This is a genomic window from Paraburkholderia sp. 22098, from assembly GCF_052045935.1.
Lineage (GTDB): Bacteria > Pseudomonadota > Gammaproteobacteria > Burkholderiales > Burkholderiaceae > Paraburkholderia > Paraburkholderia caledonica.
This window is the reverse complement of the sequence record NZ_JBQEPV010000008.1, coordinates 136,055-153,759: the sequence shown is the minus strand read 5'-3', so window position 1 is coordinate 153,759 and position 17,705 is coordinate 136,055. Positions and strand designations below refer to the sequence as shown.

The following is a 17,705-nucleotide window of genomic DNA, read 5'->3' as shown; positions in this document are numbered from 1 at the left end:
GCATGTGCTTCATGAGTCGTTCGATATTGGCCGGATGTTAGATTTCCGCCGCACCTAGAACCGCTTCATAGAGGCGAGATTCCGCTGACGCCGGCCTTGCCGCCGACGTCGGGCGAACGTTCGCCTGAGAGAAAACTCGCATCGGCCGAGTCGGACATCGAATCGTGGCCGTCCGTCGTCAAGTGGCTGCGTCGCCAACTGGCGGGCGGCAAACCGAATTCACGCTTGAATGCGCGATTAAACGCCGCCTCCGACTCGTAGCCGACCCGCTCCGCAATAGCCGTAAGCGACTGCGCTCCGTCACGTAACGCCTGTGCCGCGATTTGCAGACGCCAGCGCGCCAGATATTGCATCGGTGGCTGGCCGAGCAATTGAGTAAAGCGCTGTGCAAGCGCCGAACGCGAGAGGCCCGCTTTGCGGGCAAGTTCATCGACCGTCCAGCCATGCGCCGGTTGCGCGTGCATCAACGCGAGCGATCGCCCCACGAAACGATCGCTGACGCCGGCCAGCCATCCTTTGCGGTCTGCGGGCAGCGAATCGACACAACGCCGTACCGCCTCCACGAAAAGCAGTTCGGACAAACGACCGAGCACGATCGCGCTGCCTACGCGCCATTCGGCTGCTTCTAAAGCGGCGAGTTTCAACGATGACTCCAGCCACGCGGATCTCGCGTCGTTGCGCATGTCGATCTTGAACATACGGGGCAATGCCGACAGCACCGGATTGGTCAGCGTGTCGTCGCAGGCGAGGAAGCCGCAAATGAGCCGCGTCTTCGCGCCGCCCCCACCGTAACTCAACCTGATCACGTCGCCCGGCGTGGTTTCCAGATACTGCGACAGCATCTGGTGAGAGGGCGCCGGTTCGAGTTCGAGCGAACTGCCCATTAGATGCGCTTCACCCTGCGGTACCACGAGAAGTTCTCCGGCATCGACGCAGATAGCGGAGGAGGGGTCGTCGACGAGTCGTGCGCGACAGCTTCCTTCGGTGATGAGGTGATAGGAGACGATGCGCTCCGCACGCGGAAGAAACGACACGCACAACTCCCGGGTCGCCTCGCCGAAAACACACCAGGGTGCAGTGAAGTCTGCGCTTAGATACACCGCTCCACTTAGATGCACGAGGCGAAGTACGTCGGAAAGAGCATCCATGGTGTTGTCCATCAGTTTCGGCGTCCTGCGCAAAACATCTGGACGACCGGTCATTCACCGATATGGCTTGCGTCCCGATACTAGCACTCACGCGAATCCGCAACAACGAACGGTAGAGCGTCGAATTACACCATCAGGAGAACGACATGAGTTACCCAGAGACCTATCGCGGTCAATGCTTTTGCGGCGCAGTGCAATTCACGGTAACCGGGGAGCCTGCGGGCATGGGCTATTGCCATTGCGAGTCGTGCCGAAGCTGGTCGGCAGCGCCCGTCAATGCATTCACGCTGTGGAAGCCCGAGGCGCTAAACGTTACTCGCGGCGCTGATGATATCGGCACTTACAACAAGACGCCGCATAGCTATCGCAAGTGGTGCAAGTCATGTGGTGGACATCTCTTTACCGAACATCCCGGGCTCGAACTGATCGACGTGTACGCCGCGGTCATCGCCGACTTCCCATATGAACCCGGTGTGCACGTTCATTACACGGAGTCGCGCCTTCGAATGAAAGACGGTCTGCCCAAGCAAAAAGATCTGCCGGGGGAAATGGGCGGCTCGGGTATCAGCGTCGCCGAATAACCATTGCACCTCGCGGTTCAGGTTCGATTCGCCCGATCGTCGCGCGGGCCTTCTCGCAGTGCAAGTTCGCGGCGTCATCTGAATGGCAGCAACTTCGAGTATTGACTCACCGCTGCCCTTGGTTCACAGGAGTCGTTTATGTCCGCAGTCGATTCTTCTTTTTCGCCCGTCGCAGATTTCGCTGCCGTCAAGGTCCGTCAACAGGCCGCGTGGTCGACCGGCAATTATGCCGTCGTCGGCACGACGCTGCAGATCGTCGGTGAAACTCTGTGCGAAGCGCTTGACCTACGCGCCGGTTCGAGCGTGCTCGACGTTGCAGCAGGCAATGGCAATGCAACGTTGGCGGCCGCGCGCCGCTGGTGCGATGTCACTTCCACTGACTATGTCGCCTCACTGCTGGACGCCGGCCGTGCCCGGGCACAAGCAGAGGGTCTTGCCGTCAAGTTTCAGGAAGCGGACGCGGAAGCGCTGCCGTTCCCGGACGCCTCGTTCGATATCGTCATGTCGACGTTCGGTGTGATGTTCGCTCCTGACCAGGAGAAGGCAGCGGCTGAACTGGCTCGTGTTTGCAAACCGGGTGGCCGCATCGGCCTCGCGAACTGGACACCGGATAGCTTCATCGGACAAGTGTTCAAGACAATCGGCATGCACATTCCGCCACCCGTGGGCGTAGCATCGCCTGCGCTGTGGGGCACGAAGGCGCGGCTGGAAACACTGTTCGAAGGGAAGACCCGGAAGATCGACGCGAACAGCCGCCATTTCACGTTCCGTTACCGCTCCCCAGAACATTTCGTCGAAGTCTTCCGCACGTTTTATGGACCGGTGAACAAGGCATTTGGCGCGCTCGACGGCGAGCGGCAAGCAGCGCTTCTCAGCGATCTGATGACCTTGATAAAGAGCCGCAACCGGTCCGGCGACGCGACGCTCGTGCTGCCGAGCGAGTATCTCGAAGTGGTGGTGGAACGATCATGAACGGCGTCGAGCGCAGCGTCGCCGTCCTGCTCGGATCCGCCTCGCGCCTCTGGTCGATCGCTTGCGTGATCGGTCTCCGGCACGGTTCGGTGATGATTGCGTTGCCACTGTGCTCGTCGGCGTGCTTTTTCGGTCTTCGGTTGGTCCTGACGGTGTTGGGTCTTTCGGCTTGACTGCCGCTTCATTGCAATCTGCTGCTTTACCGCGCCCTCGTGCGCGGTAAAGCTCAATTCATTTCCTCATACCATGCACGCCACGCATGACACTCATGCAGAGACGCTGCGCATTCGTGCTGTCAAAAATGATGCGTTTACTGCTGCGAAAAAACTTGCATTTCACGCGGGAAAAACTACCTTGATTAAACAAAGCAGTTCGGGCTCGGCAGCGGAGGAGACACATGCCGGCTACACGTATGATGATTGCGCGTCGCGCGGGCGTGAGCGTTGCCACGGTCGATCGTGTGTTGCGCGACGACCAGGCCGTGCGTCCCGAAACGGCAGAGCGCGTGCATCTGGCACTCGCGGCGTTGCGGGACGACCGCGCGAGTCGCGGTCGTCCCGCCAAGCTCAATTCCTATCGCGTCGCCTTCGTTCTCCCTCAAGTCAATTCGCGCTTTCTCGATCACGTCGAGCGTGACATCGCACTGTCCGCGAGCTTCTTTCGCGAGCACCGGATCATTCCGTCGTTCTACCGGTGCGACTTCTCATCTCATCGCGACACCATTGCTTTCGCGCAGCAGGTCATCGACTACGACGCGCTGGTACTTGTGCCGCTCGACTATCCCGCGGTCGAACGTCTTATCGAAGACACGAGCGATGCAGGCGTGCCCGTTGTCACGGTCTTCTCCGATTTGCCCGCCAGCCGTCGCGCAGCATATGTCGGCGTCGATAACCGGATCGCAGGACGCATGGCCGGTGCGTTGATGGGCCGCTTTCTCGGTGCGCGCATCGGCACGGTGGCGGTCCTATCGGGCTCATCGCGCCTGCACGATCAACTCGAACGGCGTACCGGGTTTTCACAGGTGCTCGAAGAAGACTTCCGCAATCTGCGCTGGATCGCCGAACCGGACTTCACCGAAGACGACGACGGCGCGGGCCTCGCCGCGCAAGGTCTCATTGCGCGTCACCCGGATCTGGTTGGCGTTTATGCAACGGGCGGCGGCATTTCGGGCATCGCGAAAGCATTGCAGGAATCCGGCGACAAGGCTCGCCTCGTGTTGGTCGGCCATCAATGCACTGCGGCGACGCGCACGCAGTTATCAGAACGTGCTATCGACGTGATCCTCGATCAGGACGTGCGCGGCATCGTCCACTGGTCGGGCCTCGTTGCGATCAATTGTCTTAACGACGTGCGTGGCGCGCTCGCCATTCCAGCGCCGGAAACCAGAATCTATCTTCGTGAGAATGCGCATGCCTGAAGCTCGCGACACGCGGATTGCAGTGCGAATCCGCTGAGCTCAAATACAGCACCCGGCGCATGGGCGCTGTTCCACAGCAGGTTGGAGACCCGGGAAAGACAAGGAGAAGACAAATGTTACGTCTTACGTCAGCAAGGGTAATAGCGGCGGGCATCATTGCGTTGGGACTCGGCATGGCACCGGGCGCGCAGGCACAGGACAAGCAGTTGACGCTATGCTGGGCAGCATGGGACCCGGCCAATGCACTCGTCGAATTGTCGAAAGATTTCACCACGAAAACCGGCATCAAAATGAAGTTCGAGTTCGTGCCGTGGACGAGCTACGCGGATCGCTTTATCAACGAACTTAATTCGCATGGCAAACTATGTGACCTGATCATCGGCGACAGCCAATGGATTGGCGGTGCGGCAGTCAATGGGCACTATGTGAAGCTCAACGATTTCTTCGCGAAGAACAAGATTTCGATGAACGACTTCGTGCCGGCGACTGTAGTGGGTTACGCGGAGTGGCCGAAGAACACGCCTAATTACTGGGCGTTGCCGGCCATGGCGGACGCAGTGGGCTGGACGTATCGAAAGGACTGGTTCGCTCGCCCTGAATTGCGTGCCGAATTCAAGCAGAAATATAAACGCGAACTCGAACCGCCCACCACACTGGACGAACTCAAGCAAACCGCGGAGTTCTTTCAGGGCCGCAAGATAGACGGCAAGACGGTCTACGGTGTCTACATCTTCACGGAGCGCGGTTCCGAAGGCATCACAATGGGCGTGACCAATGCGCTTTACAACTTTGGCTTCGAGTATCAGGACCCGAAGAAGCCGTACCACCTCGACGGCTTCGTCAACTCGCCGGGCGCGGTCAAGGGATTGGAGTACTACAAGGCGCTTTACAAGTGCTGCACGGCGCCGGGCATGACCAACGCGTACATGCAGGAAGGGTTGGATGCCTTCAAGTCCGGCCAGGTGGCCATGCAAATGAACTGGTTTGCATTCTTCCCCGGACTCTACAAAGACCCGAATGTGGGCGGCGACAAGATCGGTTTCTTCGTCAACCCGCGCGAAACGAAGCAGTACACGCAGCTCGGCGGACAGGGCATTTCGGTCGTCGCTTATTCGGATCATAAAGACGATGCGCTCGAGTACATCAAGTGGTTCGCGCAACCAGACGTCCAGAAGAAGTGGTGGCAGCTCGGCGGTTATTCGGCGGCGAAATCAGTGGTCGATGCGCCCGACTTTCCGAAGAGCGCGCCCTTTGCGCCGGCGTTCCTGAAGTCGATGTCGATCGTCAAAGACTTCTGGGCGGAGCCCACTTATGCGGAACTCCTGCTCGACATGCAAAAGCGGGTGCACGACTACGTGGTGGCCGACAAGGGCACCGCCAAGGAAGCGCTGGACTTGCTCGTCAAAGACTGGAACAAGGTCTTCAAGGCGGAAGGCAAGAACTAGCGCGTGTCGAGGACGGGACCGGCGGCGCCTGCACGGATGCCGCCGATGCCTTTAAAGGAGCGAGGCATGCTGGCAAACAAGCCTTTTTCGTCGGCGGGAATGAAGTCGCCGGCGGCGGCGCGCGCGCACACGCGTCTGACTGGATTGTCGGACAGGACCATTGCGTGGCTGTTCATTCTTCCAACAATCCTGCTGCTGCTCGCGATCAACATCTTTCCGTTGATCTGGGCATTGCGTCTGTCGTTCACGAACTTCAAGTCGAACATGCCGAGCGTGCCGGCGCGCTTTGTCGGAATCGACAACTACGTCGACATTCTCACCGACGAAGACATCTGGTACGCAATGCAGGTAACGGCGCGTTTCGTGTTCTGGTCGGTCGGTCTCGAAGTGCTATTGGGTTTCGGCCTCGCGTTGCTCATCAACCGGCAGTTCCGCGGCCACAGCTTCTGGACCACGCTGATCCTGCTGCCGATGATGCTGTCGCCGGCGGTGGTCGGTAACTTCTGGACCTTTCTGCTGCAACCGCAAACGGGGTTGTTCAACGATATCGTCGGCTTCTTCACCGGCATTGCGCCGGGCTCGTTTCAGATGATCGGTGACGTGTCGCTCGCGCCGTGGACCATCGTGATGGTCGATACATGGATGTGGACGCCGTACGTGATGCTCATCTGCCTCGCGGGCCTGCGCTCGATTCCCGACTATATCTATGAAGCCGCCGAAGTGGATCGCGCCACACCGTGGCGGCAGTTCTGGTCGATCACGTTGCCGATGACATTGCCGTTCCTGATGCTGGCCGTGCTGTTTCGCGGTATCGAGAACTTCAAGATGTTCGACATGGTGAACCTGCTGACTTCGGGCGGACCCGGTTCGGTAACCGAAACCGTATCGATCACACTGAAGCGCGCTGCTTTCGAGAAATGGCAGACAGGCTACTCATCCGCATTGGCAATCATTCTGTTCGTGACGGTATTCGGTGCGGCGAATATTTACGTCAAGGCGCTCAACCGGGTGAAACAGCGATGAGACCGACTACCGCTCAACATTCGGTGGTGGCTTCTTCACCACGCGGCAAGCGCTTTGCCGCTGCGATTGTCATCACTTACGCATTGATCGCGATCTTGCCGATTCTATGGATCTGCCTGACCAGCTTCAAGACGCAGGAAGATGCCATTGCCTATCCACCAGTCGTGTTGTTCCAACCGTCGATGGAAGGCTATGTGAATCTGTTCACGATCCGTTCGCGGCAAACGCCGGAATTCATTGCGAGTCTTCCGCCCGCGCAGACATGGTATGAGCGCGACGTACGCAAGCGAAACATGGTGATTGCCGGCCCGTCCAAAGTATTGCCGCGCTTCGTCAATTCACTCGTGATCGGTTTTGGCTCGACTTTTCTCGCGGTATTTCTCGGCACATTGGCGGCCTATGCATTCTCCCGTTTCAAGGTGCCGCTTGCCGACGACCTGCTGTTTTTCATTCTGTCGACGCGCATGATGCCGCCGATTGCAGTCGCCATTCCGATTTACCTGATGTATAGGGCTCTCGGCCTGAGCGACAGTTACGTCGGCATGATCGTGCTCTACACAGCGGTCAATGTATCGCTGGCGGTCTGGCTTCTGAAGGGCTTCATGGACGAGATTCCGCGCGAGTACGAAGAGGCCGCGCTCGTGGACGGCTATACGCGGCTTCAGGCGTTCGTTAAGGTCGTGCTGCCGCAGGCCATTACGGGCATTGCCGCGACCGCTATTTTTTGCCTGATCTTCGCGTGGAACGAGTACGCATTCGCGTCGCTACTCACGAGCGGCGATGCCCAGACCATGCCGCCGTTCATTCCGTTCATTATTGGCGAGGGCGGTCAGGACTGGCCGGCCGTCGCGGCCGCGACGACGCTTTTCGTGGTGCCTATCCTCATCTTCACTGTCGTGTTGCGCAAGCATCTGCTGCGCGGCATCACCTTCGGAGCGGTGCGCAAATGAAACGAGAGTCCGTTTTGCCACAAAGACATTATCTGCGCCGCGGTTACAGCGAGGCAGTGTCGACCGCACTGATCGGTCTGGGCATGGCAATGCTGGTGCAGCCGTTTTCGCTGACACTGTTCACGTGGTCGTTTCCCGTGATTCTGGTGGGTGCCCTGGCGTTCGTCGTGACCAGTCATTTCCCGGACTGACGCCATGTCGACGATCGTTCTTGCCAACCTTCACAAGCGTTTCGACGACTTCGTCGCTGTGCGCGACACCAGTTTGACTATTGGCGCGGGGCGCTTCGTCGTGTTGCTGGGTCCGTCGGGCTGCGGCAAAACTACGACGCTGCGCATGATAGCGGGCCTGGAGTTGCCCACCTCCGGCCAGATCCTGATAGACGGTGACGACGTGACGCAATTGCGCGCGCGTCAACGCGACATTGCATTTGTGTTCCAGATGTTCGCGCTCTATCCGCATATGACCGTGCGCAACAACATCGCTTTTCCGCTCAGGAACGAGCATGTGTCGCGCAAGGAGATCGCGGCGCGTGTGGATGCCGCCGCCCACATGCTGCGCATCGAGAACATTCTCGATCGCAAAACAGGTGGCCTGTCCGGCGGCGACCGGCAGCGCGTGGCGCTGGGCCGGGCGATCGTTCGGCAGCCAAAAGCGTTTCTGATGGACGAGCCACTCGGCACGCTCGATGCGGATTTCCGTGAACTGATGTGCCTCGAGTTGCGGAAGCTACATAACGCACTGGGCGCGACGACCGTTTATGTCACGCACGATCAGAGCGAAGCGATGGCGATGGCCGACGACATTGTCGTGATGAACAAAGGCGAGTTACTGCAAGCCGGACCCCCTCACGAGATCTACCACTTTCCGGCGACGGTGTTCGTCGGCAATTTTATCGGCAGTCCGCCCATGAATTTCCTCGCGGCAGATGGCGGCGTGAATGCGGGCGACGAACAAGTTCTGCTGCACGGCGCAGGAGTGCCGGTGCCGCGCTCGGAGGCTGGCGCTGAACGCGCGCTGCTGGGCATTCGTCCCGAGCATGTGACGATCGATGAGCACGGCCCGCTGCGCGGCAAGGTCATTGCCGATGAATACCTCGGTTCGCATCAGGTGCTGGTGGTGGAAACCGCGCTGGGCGTCGTGCGGGTGCGAGTCGGCAAAGACGATGGCTTGCCGGCCGGATCACCGGTCGGTTTGTCGTTCCGCAAGGATCGCACGCTGCTGTACGACGCGCAGAGCGGCCGGTTGCTGCCGGGCGCCGTTCGCACGATTCCTGCACACGGAGAAGCTCATGGCTGAAATCCAGTTGCGCAACGTGTCCAAACGCTTCGGCGACATCGCGGCGGTGGACGATATTTCGATCGACGTGGCCGACGGCGAGTTCGTGGTGCTGCTCGGACCGAGCGGCGCGGGCAAGACCACGACGCTGCGTCTGATCGCCGGACTCGAGCGGCCCGACGCGGGCGACGTGCTGATCGACGGGGCGATCGCGACGGGTGTGCATCCGTCCGATCGCGATGTCGCTTTTATCTTCCAGCAATACTCGCTTTATCCGCACCTGACCGTGTTCGGCAACCTCGCGTTTCCGCTGCGCTCGCCGAGAAGGCGCAGCAGCGAAGCGGATGTGCGCGCGCGGGTTCACGCGGTCGCGGAAATGCTGCATATGGAAGCGAAACTCGACAACATGGCCACACATTTGTCCGGCGGGGAGATGCAGCGTGTGGCGATTGGGCGCGCGCTCGTGCGGCAGCCCAAGGCGTTTTTGATGGACGAGCCGCTGTCGTCGCTCGATGCGAAGCTGCGTGAGGAGTTGCGTATCGAACTGAAGCGCCTGCATCGTACGATTGGTGCCACCATCGTCTATGTCACGCACGATCAGGTCGAAGCGACTACGCTCGCGGATCGCATCGGTATTCTCGATCATGGGCGTCTCGTGCAACTCGGCACGCCGCGCGAGGTGTATGGCAATCCCGTCTCGCTGAGCGCCGCGCAACGGCTCGGCTCTCCGCCGATCAACCTGTTGCCGCCCACACTGTTCGACTCGGCACACATGCCGGCGGGCACGGCGACCGTCGGGATTCGTCCCGAGGACATCGTGCTGCACGACCCGGCTGAAGGTCACGCGAGCGGCGCACAGGATGCACTCGATCTCACTGTGCTTGAATATTCGCCGCTGCGTCATCTGCTGATTCTGGATCGCGCCGGAACCGCCGTGGTCGCCACGACCGTCACCGAGCGCAGTTTCTCACCGGGGCAACGGGTCGGCGTTTCGTTGCCTCCGCGCAGCCTTTTATATTTCCATGCCGACGGCAGGAGGATCCCGACATGAACGGCGAAACGGTCATGGCGTGCATCGACGCCGCGTATGCGGCGTTGAAGGAGCACACCGACGAGATTGCGTCGCTCGACCAGCAGATCGGCGATGGAGATCACATTTTCAATCTGCTGCGCGGCATGGAAGCGCTCCTTGCGGTGCGCGCGGAGATCGCGGCGCAAGCGCTCGGCCCCGCGCTCGAGATCGCGGCGTCCAAGGTGCTGTCCACAGTGGGCGGATCGTCAGGTCCGTTGTTCTTCTCATTGCTCAACGGTATGGCGAAAGCGTCCGCGAACAATGCAATGGATGTGGCTGGCTTCGCTCGCATCTTTGCGGCGGGGGTCGAGGCCGTTGGGCAACGAGGCAAGACCGGCGTCGGCAGCAAGACGATGATGGACGTGTTGATACCGGTCGCGCAGCGCTTCGAGCAGTTGGCGGCAGAAAACGCAGCGGCGCGAACGGTGCTCGACACCTTGCCGCGAGTCGCCGAGGAAAACATGCTGGCAACGCGCGACATGCTGGCAACCAAAGGACGCGCGTCGTTTCTCGGGGAGCGCTCGCGCGGGCATATCGATCCGGGCGCGCGCTCCAGCCAGATCATGATTGCCTCGGTATGCGCGCGACTCGCGCAACACAACGGACAAGGAGCATGACGATGAAAAAATTCATCAATCATGTGGACGACTTTCTCGCCGAGAGCCTGGCGGGATTCGCCGCGGCGCATAGCGACCTGGTCGTACTCAATCGTGAACCGGTGTTCGTGCGGCGCAAGGACCTGAAGCCGGGAAAGGTCGCGCTTATTTCGGGCGGCGGCTCCGGGCACGAACCGCTGCATTCGGGATTTGTCGGCCACGGCATGCTCGACGCCGCGTGCCCAGGCCAGATTTTCACGTCGCCGACACCCGACCAGATGATGGCTGCCGCCAAGGCCGTCGATACCGGCGCGGGCGTGCTGTTCATCGTGAAGAACTATTCGGGCGATCTGATGAACTTCGAAATGGCCTCGGAGATGTCCGAGGTGCCCAACGCGATGGTGCTGATCAACGACGACGTCGCGGTGGAAAACTCCAGCTATACGACCGGGCGCCGTGGGGTCGCGGGCGCGGTCATCGTCGAGAAGCTGGTGGGCAGCCTCTCGGAAAGCGGCGCGAGCCTCGACGAATGCAAGGCGTTTGGCGATCGCATCAACAAACGTACGGCTTCGATGGGCGTTGCGTTCTCCAGTTGCACGGTGCCGGCAGCCGGCACGCTGACCTTCAAGATCGGCGACGATGAAATCGAAGTCGGTGTCGGCATACATGGCGAGCCGGGCAGGCGGCGTGCGAAATTTGCGTCCGCCGATACGATTGCGGCGGAGTTGCTCACCGCGATAGTCGACGATCTGAAGCCGGCTGCGGGCGCGGGCGTGCTGGTGCTGGTGAACGGCCTTGGCGGCACGCCGCTCGGCGAGCTTTACCTGCTTTTCAACTCGACGCGCGCGTGGCTCGAAAAGCGGGATCTGAAAATCGCCCGTGTGCAGGTTGGGTCGCTGACCACGTCGCTCGAGATGGCCGGCGCTTCAATCACGCTTTGCATGCTCGACGAACAGATGACAAAGCACTGGGACAGCGCGGTGCATACGCCGGCGCTGAGGTGGGGTGTATAGCACGCGGGCGGCGGCGCGAGCCGCCGCGCCTTGTTGTCGCGTCAAGCCGCCGCGCCTCGCAAGTCCCTGATATGTTGGTAGACGGTAGCGCGTCCCATCCCCAGCACATTCGCGACGTAGTTGGCCGCGCTTTTACCTTTGAATGCTCCTTCCGCCCACAGCGCCTCAACGATCTCGCGGCGATGGTCTCGAGTCAGGGAATTGAGTGCCAGCTGACGCTCCTGAAGCCACGCGTGAAGGAAAGTGTTGATGCGTTCCTGCCAGTCGTCCTTGAATAGTTCTTCGGGCTGTTTAACCACGCCGGCGCCGGAAATCACGCGATCTATGACACTCTTGACGTCTTCGAACACCGAGATGTTGTAGTTCACGCACATCATGCCAACAGCAGTTCCGGCGTCGTCGAACAGGACGGTGCTCACGCAGCGCATCCGCCGTCCGTCCCAATTGGTTTTCTCGTAGGGACCGACCGTACCGGAGTCCGCTGAGTGATCGATTTCTTCCAGTGCAGAGTCGTCGCCCAGTTCGCGCTTTGAAAGGTTATTGGCGATGTAGGCGACCGTCTGGCTAGCGAGGTCGTGGATCACGATCTCGACGTATGGAAAGAACAGTAGGGCAATGCCATCAGCAACGCGACTGTATCGATCGAGGAGTAGCCGACGGCTGGCCGTTGTCTTAGGTTTTCGCATTTGGGTGACTGCTCGCAATTTTCTCAAGATTCGCACGGGCACAGAGTCCGCATTTTGCCACGATGGGCGCCCCCATCATTCCAGCGAGCAGGTGCCTTCATCGTCTTCATTTGGCAGCCACTTACACGCGAGCTCGCTTATTCAGGTACGTAAAGAGTTCATAGGCAATGGCGACGTCTTCAAGGCCCAGACCGATCGAGCGGAAGAACGCATGCTTTCGGTACGATGGCTTGGCGGCCTTGCCACACATCAGTTCAGCGAGATCGCCCACAATCGATTCGGCGCGCCAGCCATGGTGTTTCGCGGCGAGTTTCATCTCGCCCGCGCTTGAGGGTGTGGTGTTGCGGTAGTCGCAGTAGACGTCCATGCTGGCAAGCCAGGCGGGTGGGACTTCGTGAGCGTTCGCGACGTTGGTACTGATAGAAGTGATAAGCGCTGGCTTGTCCAGCATGCTTTCGTGCAGAACCGGTGTGCCGGAGGAGGTACACAGCGCAACCACGTCAGCGGCAGCGACACACTCCTGAATTCCGTCACAAATGGCGACTCTCTGATCGAGCGCCGCCAACTGCGCACACTTCGCAGTGTCGCTGGCAAGCTCCGGCGAAAAGATCCGGATCGACTCCCACGGCCTGACCGGTGCTAGATGGCGCAAATGAGCCTGTCCTACCGCGCCCGAACCAATGATCGCAAGGCGTGTCGCCGTGCCGCTGGCAAGCTGTTCGACAGCCAGTGCCGTTGCGCCGGCTGTGCGCTCCACCGTCAGCAGGCCCGAGTCACACCACATCAGCGGTTGTCCCGTTTCCATGGACATCAGGGCCGTCCATGCAGTGATAACGGGCTTCGCCTGCGTGACGATGTACGGCGAGAGCTTTGCACCGAACACCTTCGCATCCGCCATCACGCCGAGGTAGGTAATGAAGTCACCGGCGCCTTGCGGAAACGGAGTCAGCGTCTGCTCCGGTTGCACGGCCATGTCACTGCCAAGCGCGCGAAACATGCGTGCAAGCACGTTGCGCACGTCGAGATAAGGCAGTGCTTCCAGCACTGCGTGTTGATCGACGATCAGGGGTAACCCTCTATCTGACATGCTCATTGACTTGCGCTCCGCAATGTTGCCGGGGTCGGCGATGAAGGTATTCTAAGTCAAAACGTCCAGACTGGACTTTTATTGTAGAAAACACTTGATTTTCTGTTTGTCCAGAATAGACTGTCATTCCAGAGCAAGTGTGAGGCGACGATCCTGCCGCTTCATCCGATGTCTCAAAGCAGGCCTATCGGCCGTTGTCCATGTAGTCAACCGTCGCCGCCCGACCACACAGGGGACCTCTCATGTTCCGGATGCTCCAGCTCTCACTTCTCCTCGTCGCTGCCACCGCAGCTTCTCTGAGCACCGTTACCACCCAGAGCCAGGAAACCCTGCGCTTTGGAATAGAGGCGGCCTACCCGCCGTTTGAAAGCAAGTCCCCCACTGGACAACTGCAAGGCTTCGACGTCGATGTGGGCAACGCGGTTTGTGCAAAGCTGGGCATGAAGTGTGTGTGGGTCGAGAACGCGTTCGATGGACTGATCCCGGCATTGCAAGCGCGAAAATTCGATGTGATCAATTCGGCGATGAACATCACTGAGAAGCGCAAGCAGTCGATTGAAATCACGAAACCAATCTACGTAGTGCCGATCGTGATGGTGGCCCGACGCGCCTCCGGCCTGCTGCCGGACGTGAAGAGTCTGCAGGGCAAGCGTGTTGGCGTGCTGCAGGCCTCCTCACAGGAAGACTTCCTGAAGCGTCATTGGGCGCCTGCCGGCGTGACCGTCGTTCCGTATGCGGATCAGGATCAGGTCTACGCCGATCTCGTTGCCGGACGCCTCGACGCCGCGGTTCAGGAAGCACAAACGGTGCAGGATGGATTCCTCGTAAAGCCCGCAGGCCACGAGTATGCGATCGTCGGCAAGCCGCTGAGCGATCCTGCTACTCTCGGAGAAGGCACCGGTTGGGGCCTTCGCAAGGGCGACAAGGTGTTGGTCGCGAAAGTCGATGCCGCGCTTGATGCGTTGAAGAAAGACGGCACGTTGAGCAGTCTTTCGCAGAAGTACTTCAAGCAGGACATCATCGCCAAATAACGCATCGACGAGCCGGCGGAAGGTCATCGCGCAGCCCGCTGCCAGGCGCACGAATCTTTCGCCGTGCGCCGTCAGGGACACTAAAGCAACTCTATGGATTTCGACGTCATCGTGCTGGGCGGGGGGATAGTGGGCGTGTCGTGCGCGCTACATCTTCAGGACGGCGGCCGCCGCGTGGCACTCGTAGACCGGCGCGCTCCCGGCGAAGAGACCAGCTTCGGCAATGCGGGGCTGATTGAGAGGGCCGCCGTGGTTCCGTACGGTTTCCCGCGGGACCTGAGAACGTTGCTGCGCTTTGCAAAAAATCGTTCGACCGACCTGTACTGGGATTATCGTGCCGTGCCGCATTTCGCGACGTGGCTTGCGCGTTTCTGGTGGGAGTCTTCCGCCGAGCGATTGATGGCTGCCGCGCGGGACATGTTGCCGTTGATTGAGCGAAGCGTCACGGAACATGAGCGCTTGATCAAGCGTGCAGAGCTTCAACATCTCGTGCGCGCTACGGGCTGGATCGACGCCTATCGCACGCCAGCAAGATTGGCGCGCGAGGCGGCGGCGGCCGAGGCCACGGCCGGTAGTTACGGTTTGCGCGTTTCAGTACTCGATGGTGCGACGCTCGCCGCGCGGGAACCGGGCGCGGTTGGCGGATTTTGTGGCGCACTGCATTGGCAGGACCCAATGAGCGTCGTCAATCCCGGCGCGTTGACAAAGGGCTACGCACGGCTGTTCGAAGCGAGCGGCGGAGTGGTCCTTGCTGGAGACGCTGCCACGTTAATCGGACGAGCGGGCGCATGGACAGTCGAGACAACGTCCGGGCGAATCAGCGCAAAGGAAGCCGTGGTGGCGCTCGGTCCGTGGTCGGACTGCGTGTTCGCGCCGCTTGGCTATCGCATCCCCCTTCGCGTGAAGCGCGGCTATCACATGCATTACCGCCCGACCCGGCCCATGCTCTCGATGCCGTTCGTCGACGCGGAGCAGGGCTATGTAGTGGCGCCGATGGAAGGGCGTCTGCGGCTGACCACCGGAGTGGAGATCGCGCGACGCGACGCGGAACCGACAGGCATCCAGCTTGGAAGGGCGGAACGTTTTGCGCGGCCGAGCTTCGGTCTCGGCGAGCGGCTCGATGACAGTCCGTGGCTCGGCCTGCGGCCTTGCACGCCCGACATGCGTCCTGTGATCGGACGCGCACCGCGTCACACCGGGCTCTGGTTTGCCTTCGGACACAACCACCACGGGCTGACGCTCGGCCCCGCGACTGGGCGATTGCTAGCGGAAATGATGACCGGGGCACCGACGTTTGCAGATCCGCATCCGTTCCGTGTCGAACGGTTCAGTCGTTAGCGCTATGAAAACGCTTCGCTGCGATGGGCGGCGTGGCGAGATGTCCTGATCGTTTTACCGCTTACGGTGAAAACGGCTATTCGATGTATGTCCAGGGAGTGTGAGATGAAGATCAAGGATTTCGGGGTTGAGCGTTGGATGGATGAGTATGAAACGAAATGCACCTATAACCTTGCGGAGACCTGCGTCGAGTCGCTCACGGTCGACCAGTTGCTCACGCTCGCACACAAGCAGGACAGCATCCTGGACGAGTTGCGCTCGCTGAAGCTCACCTATGGCGCGATTGAAGGATCGGCGCGCTTGCGCGAAGCAATTTCGACGATGTACGACCATCAGTCGCCCGAGAATGTGATAGTGACGCATGGCGCGATTGGCGGAAACGCATTGGTGTACGAGACGCTGGTCGAACCGGGGGACACCGTGATCTCAGTGCTGCCCACCTATCAGCAGCACTACTCGATTCCGGAAAGCTACGGTGCTGATGTACGCATTTTGAAGCTGCGCGAAGAGAACGGTTTTCTTCCTGATCTCGCGGAACTGCGCAGTCTGGTGAATGACAGGACACGGCTGATCGCTATCAACAATCCTAACAACCCCACCGGTTCGTTGATGGACGAGAAATTTCTAACAGAGGTGGGAAACATCGCGCGCTCGTGCGGCGCGTATGTTTTGTGCGATGAGGTTTATCGCGGCACGGATCAGCAAGGCAGCGGCTATACGGCGTCGATGGCCGACCTCTACGAGCGCGGCATCAGCACGGGCAGTATGTCGAAGACGTATTCGCTCGCCGGACTGCGTCTCGGCTGGATCGCCGGGCCGAAGGATCTTATCCGCGCGGTAGCGATACATCGGGACTACAACACCATCAGTGTGGGGATGATCGACGATCATTTTGCATCGATCGCGTTGGAGAATCGCGCGGCCATTCTTGCCCGCAACCAGGACATCGTGCGGACGAACCTTGCTATCGTGGATGCGTGGATCGCAAAAGAACCTGCTATCAGTTATCTAAAGCCGAGGTCGGGAACAACTGCACTTCTGAAGTATGACCTGCCCATGTCGTCACGCGAGTTTTGCACCGCGTTGATCGAGCAGACGGGTGTAATGCTGACACCTGGCAGTGCGCTCGATATGGAAGGCTACGTGCGGCTTGGCTACGCCAATAACCGCAGCGTGCTAGAAGCGGGGCTCGGTAGGCTGTCGGAATTTCTCGCTGGTCAGAGTCATTGAGTCGGCGAGGTGCGCTAGATCGCACCTCGGTGACCGTGAGGCCCCATGACATGCGAGCCCAAATGACTGGGCTAGTCAATGCGCAGCAGCAGTCGAGGTTCCGGGCAAGCAGAAGCGCGGCTGGCGTCGTTCACGTCGTCGAAGCTTTTCATATCCCGAATCACGCGAAAAAGATCGCGCATTGAATCGAGATCGATCAGTCGCACAAACGCAAAAGTGTCCTGATAGGCACGCATCCAGGGGATCATTGCTGAAGCTACGGCTTTTCGGCCTTCGGTCGTCACGACAAGCTGGCGTTTGCGTCGATCTCCTTCGTGGGCGATAGCGGCGATAAGACCGCGGCGGAACAACGGCGCCAGATTGGCCGACAGATTCGATCGGTCCATTTCCAGTTGCGCTGCCATGTCGCCGAAAACGAGTGGTTCGCGCAGATGTAGCAAAGCGAGCATGCAGAACTGGGATGCGTTGACGTCCGTATGCCGCAGTGCTTCGGCGAAATGAGCCCCGAATGCGCGCATTGCGCGCTGGGCGAAAAAGTGATTGAGCGCGAGCGCGGAGATCTCTGCGATTGCGGGCATCGACGACTCGCAATTCTGACTTTCCATATCTGCGATTCCGGCCATCTTGCGACAAAAAGAGGACATCACGCGAGCCCGAATGTCTTCCTCAAGCTTGCATCGACGGGGCCGGAGGGCATAAAGCGGCGCAATTTGCCAAACACGCGGCAATCTCGCCTCGCAAACTTTCCGGCGGCGACGCGTCCGATACCCGATGACACGCCGGTCACAACGACAACCGTGGAGTTCGACATGAACAACTCCGTTTGGTGAACTGATGG

At 59.9% G+C, this 17,705-nt stretch carries 19 protein-coding genes and 1 pseudogene; 15 read left to right on the top strand and 5 right to left on the bottom strand.

Annotation, left to right across the window (positions count from 1 at the left end; all coding sequences use genetic code 11):
- Positions 1–65: 65 nt before the first annotated feature.
- Positions 66–1,148, bottom strand: coding sequence for an AraC family transcriptional regulator (locus tag ACTJLB_RS18460; protein WP_051121059.1), 1,083 nt, complete (start codon positions 1,146–1,148; stop codon positions 66–68).
- Positions 1,149–1,294: 146 nt separating this feature from the next.
- Here ACTJLB_RS18460 and ACTJLB_RS18455 point away from each other — a divergent pair, with 146 nt between their 5' ends.
- The 12 genes from ACTJLB_RS18455 to dhaK all read left to right on the top strand — a co-directional run bounded on the left by ACTJLB_RS18455 (position 1,295) and on the right by dhaK (position 11,495).
- The gene (locus ACTJLB_RS18455; protein WP_020070878.1) at positions 1,295–1,729 is read left to right on the top strand and encodes a GFA family protein; all 435 of its coding nucleotides are present in this window, start codon (positions 1,295–1,297) and stop codon (positions 1,727–1,729) included.
- A 138-nt stretch (positions 1,730–1,867) separates the two neighbouring features.
- The gene (locus ACTJLB_RS18450) at positions 1,868–2,701 is read left to right on the top strand and encodes a class I SAM-dependent methyltransferase (RefSeq protein ID WP_020070877.1); all 834 of its coding nucleotides are present in this window, start codon (positions 1,868–1,870) and stop codon (positions 2,699–2,701) included.
- A complete protein-coding gene (locus tag ACTJLB_RS18445) occupies positions 2,698–2,874 on the top strand; it encodes a hypothetical protein (RefSeq protein WP_440784109.1) in 177 nt (58 codons plus the stop codon). The genes ACTJLB_RS18450 and ACTJLB_RS18445 overlap by 4 nt, the downstream gene beginning before the upstream one ends.
- Positions 2,875–3,098: 224 nt before the next feature.
- A complete protein-coding gene (locus tag ACTJLB_RS18440) occupies positions 3,099–4,118 on the top strand; it encodes a LacI family DNA-binding transcriptional regulator (RefSeq protein WP_440784108.1) in 1,020 nt (339 codons plus the stop codon).
- A gap of 113 nt (positions 4,119–4,231) precedes the next feature.
- Positions 4,232–5,563, top strand: coding sequence for an ABC transporter substrate-binding protein (locus ACTJLB_RS18435; RefSeq protein WP_020070874.1), 1,332 nt, complete (start codon positions 4,232–4,234; stop codon positions 5,561–5,563).
- A gap of 66 nt (positions 5,564–5,629) precedes the next feature.
- Positions 5,630–6,586: a carbohydrate ABC transporter permease gene (locus tag ACTJLB_RS18430; RefSeq protein WP_027778466.1), complete on the top strand. Its 957-nt coding sequence runs from the start codon at positions 5,630–5,632 to the stop codon at positions 6,584–6,586.
- The gene (locus ACTJLB_RS18425) at positions 6,583–7,536 is read left to right on the top strand and encodes a carbohydrate ABC transporter permease (protein ID WP_027778467.1); all 954 of its coding nucleotides are present in this window, start codon (positions 6,583–6,585) and stop codon (positions 7,534–7,536) included. The genes ACTJLB_RS18430 and ACTJLB_RS18425 overlap by 4 nt, the downstream gene beginning before the upstream one ends.
- Entirely contained in the window at positions 7,533–7,727 is a 195-nt protein-coding gene (locus ACTJLB_RS18420) for a hypothetical protein (RefSeq protein WP_087751195.1), read from the top strand. Before ACTJLB_RS18425 ends, ACTJLB_RS18420 begins: the two co-directional genes overlap by 4 nt.
- Before the next feature lie 4 nt (positions 7,728–7,731).
- Positions 7,732–8,835, top strand: coding sequence for an ABC transporter ATP-binding protein (locus ACTJLB_RS18415; RefSeq protein ID WP_440784106.1), 1,104 nt, complete (start codon positions 7,732–7,734; stop codon positions 8,833–8,835).
- Positions 8,828–9,865 (top strand): ABC transporter ATP-binding protein, encoded by a 1,038-nt coding sequence (locus ACTJLB_RS18410; protein ID WP_131318650.1) that lies wholly within the window; start codon positions 8,828–8,830, stop codon positions 9,863–9,865. The genes ACTJLB_RS18415 and ACTJLB_RS18410 overlap by 8 nt, the downstream gene beginning before the upstream one ends.
- Positions 9,862–10,503, top strand: a complete 642-nt coding sequence (dhaL, locus tag ACTJLB_RS18405; RefSeq protein WP_204521573.1) for a dihydroxyacetone kinase subunit DhaL — start codon at positions 9,862–9,864, stop codon at positions 10,501–10,503. Before ACTJLB_RS18410 ends, dhaL begins: the two co-directional genes overlap by 4 nt.
- A 2-nt stretch (positions 10,504–10,505) precedes the next feature.
- The gene (gene dhaK, locus ACTJLB_RS18400; RefSeq protein WP_440784104.1) at positions 10,506–11,495 is read left to right on the top strand and encodes a dihydroxyacetone kinase subunit DhaK; all 990 of its coding nucleotides are present in this window, start codon (positions 10,506–10,508) and stop codon (positions 11,493–11,495) included.
- Positions 11,496–11,536: 41 nt separating this feature from the next.
- Here the strand turns inward: dhaK and ACTJLB_RS18395 are convergent, their stop codons facing one another.
- A complete protein-coding gene (locus ACTJLB_RS18395) occupies positions 11,537–12,181 on the bottom strand; it encodes a helix-turn-helix transcriptional regulator (protein WP_020070866.1) in 645 nt (214 codons plus the stop codon).
- Positions 12,182–12,302: 121 nt separating this feature from the next.
- Positions 12,303–13,274 carry an ornithine cyclodeaminase family protein gene (locus tag ACTJLB_RS18390; RefSeq protein ID WP_440784103.1) on the bottom strand — a complete coding sequence of 324 codons (972 nt, stop codon included), beginning with the start codon at positions 13,272–13,274 and terminating at the stop codon, positions 12,303–12,305.
- Positions 13,275–13,510: 236 nt separating this feature from the next.
- Between ACTJLB_RS18390 and ACTJLB_RS18385 the strand changes: the two genes are divergently transcribed.
- The 3 genes from ACTJLB_RS18385 to ACTJLB_RS18375 all read left to right on the top strand — a co-directional run bounded on the left by ACTJLB_RS18385 (position 13,511) and on the right by ACTJLB_RS18375 (position 16,867).
- Positions 13,511–14,299 (top strand): transporter substrate-binding domain-containing protein, encoded by a 789-nt coding sequence (locus ACTJLB_RS18385; protein WP_440784101.1) that lies wholly within the window; start codon positions 13,511–13,513, stop codon positions 14,297–14,299.
- Positions 14,300–14,392: 93 nt separating this feature from the next.
- Positions 14,393–15,637 (top strand): NAD(P)/FAD-dependent oxidoreductase, encoded by a 1,245-nt coding sequence (locus ACTJLB_RS18380; RefSeq protein ID WP_440784099.1) that lies wholly within the window; start codon positions 14,393–14,395, stop codon positions 15,635–15,637.
- A 105-nt stretch (positions 15,638–15,742) separates the two neighbouring features.
- The gene (locus tag ACTJLB_RS18375) at positions 15,743–16,867 is read left to right on the top strand and encodes an aminotransferase (protein ID WP_087751203.1); all 1,125 of its coding nucleotides are present in this window, start codon (positions 15,743–15,745) and stop codon (positions 16,865–16,867) included.
- 71 nt (positions 16,868–16,938) lie between these two features.
- On the opposite strand, the gene ACTJLB_RS18370 is transcribed toward ACTJLB_RS18375, so the two are convergent.
- Positions 16,939–17,385: a MarR family winged helix-turn-helix transcriptional regulator gene (locus tag ACTJLB_RS18370; protein ID WP_440784236.1), complete on the bottom strand. Its 447-nt coding sequence runs from the start codon at positions 17,383–17,385 to the stop codon at positions 16,939–16,941.
- A 161-nt stretch (positions 17,386–17,546) separates the two neighbouring features.
- Positions 17,547–17,678: pseudogene (locus tag ACTJLB_RS18365) on the bottom strand (oxidoreductase); the annotation flags it as partial.
- Positions 17,679–17,705: the final 27 nt, after the last annotated feature.

What these genes read in the sequence shown, in the direction of transcription:
- ACTJLB_RS18380 (WP_440784099.1), top strand. Translation starts at nt 14,393, where the DNA reads ATGGATTTCGACGTCATCGTGCTGGGCGGGGGGATAGTGGGCGTGTCG.
- ACTJLB_RS18420 (WP_087751195.1), top strand. Translation starts at nt 7,533, where the DNA reads ATGAAACGAGAGTCCGTTTTGCCACAAAGACATTATCTGCGCCGCGGT.
- ACTJLB_RS18450 (WP_020070877.1), top strand. Translation starts at nt 1,868, where the DNA reads ATGTCCGCAGTCGATTCTTCTTTTTCGCCCGTCGCAGATTTCGCTGCC.
- ACTJLB_RS18415 (WP_440784106.1), top strand. Translation starts at nt 7,732, where the DNA reads ATGTCGACGATCGTTCTTGCCAACCTTCACAAGCGTTTCGACGACTTC.
- ACTJLB_RS18445 (WP_440784109.1), top strand. Translation starts at nt 2,698, where the DNA reads ATGAACGGCGTCGAGCGCAGCGTCGCCGTCCTGCTCGGATCCGCCTCG.
- ACTJLB_RS18430 (WP_027778466.1), top strand. Translation starts at nt 5,630, where the DNA reads ATGCTGGCAAACAAGCCTTTTTCGTCGGCGGGAATGAAGTCGCCGGCG.
- ACTJLB_RS18395 (WP_020070866.1), bottom strand. Translation starts at nt 12,181, where the DNA reads ATGCGAAAACCTAAGACAACGGCCAGCCGTCGGCTACTCCTCGATCGA.
- ACTJLB_RS18425 (WP_027778467.1), top strand. Translation starts at nt 6,583, where the DNA reads ATGAGACCGACTACCGCTCAACATTCGGTGGTGGCTTCTTCACCACGC.
- ACTJLB_RS18410 (WP_131318650.1), top strand. Translation starts at nt 8,828, where the DNA reads ATGGCTGAAATCCAGTTGCGCAACGTGTCCAAACGCTTCGGCGACATC.
- ACTJLB_RS18385 (WP_440784101.1), top strand. Translation starts at nt 13,511, where the DNA reads ATGTTCCGGATGCTCCAGCTCTCACTTCTCCTCGTCGCTGCCACCGCA.
- dhaK (WP_440784104.1), top strand. Translation starts at nt 10,506, where the DNA reads ATGAAAAAATTCATCAATCATGTGGACGACTTTCTCGCCGAGAGCCTG.
- ACTJLB_RS18440 (WP_440784108.1), top strand. Translation starts at nt 3,099, where the DNA reads ATGCCGGCTACACGTATGATGATTGCGCGTCGCGCGGGCGTGAGCGTT.
- dhaL (WP_204521573.1), top strand. Translation starts at nt 9,862, where the DNA reads ATGAACGGCGAAACGGTCATGGCGTGCATCGACGCCGCGTATGCGGCG.
- ACTJLB_RS18460 (WP_051121059.1), bottom strand. Translation starts at nt 1,148, where the DNA reads ATGGATGCTCTTTCCGACGTACTTCGCCTCGTGCATCTAAGTGGAGCG.
- ACTJLB_RS18435 (WP_020070874.1), top strand. Translation starts at nt 4,232, where the DNA reads ATGTTACGTCTTACGTCAGCAAGGGTAATAGCGGCGGGCATCATTGCG.
- ACTJLB_RS18370 (WP_440784236.1), bottom strand. Translation starts at nt 17,385, where the DNA reads ATGCGCGCATTCGGGGCTCATTTCGCCGAAGCACTGCGGCATACGGAC.
- ACTJLB_RS18390 (WP_440784103.1), bottom strand. Translation starts at nt 13,274, where the DNA reads ATGAGCATGTCAGATAGAGGGTTACCCCTGATCGTCGATCAACACGCA.
- ACTJLB_RS18375 (WP_087751203.1), top strand. Translation starts at nt 15,743, where the DNA reads ATGAAGATCAAGGATTTCGGGGTTGAGCGTTGGATGGATGAGTATGAA.
- ACTJLB_RS18455 (WP_020070878.1), top strand. Translation starts at nt 1,295, where the DNA reads ATGAGTTACCCAGAGACCTATCGCGGTCAATGCTTTTGCGGCGCAGTG.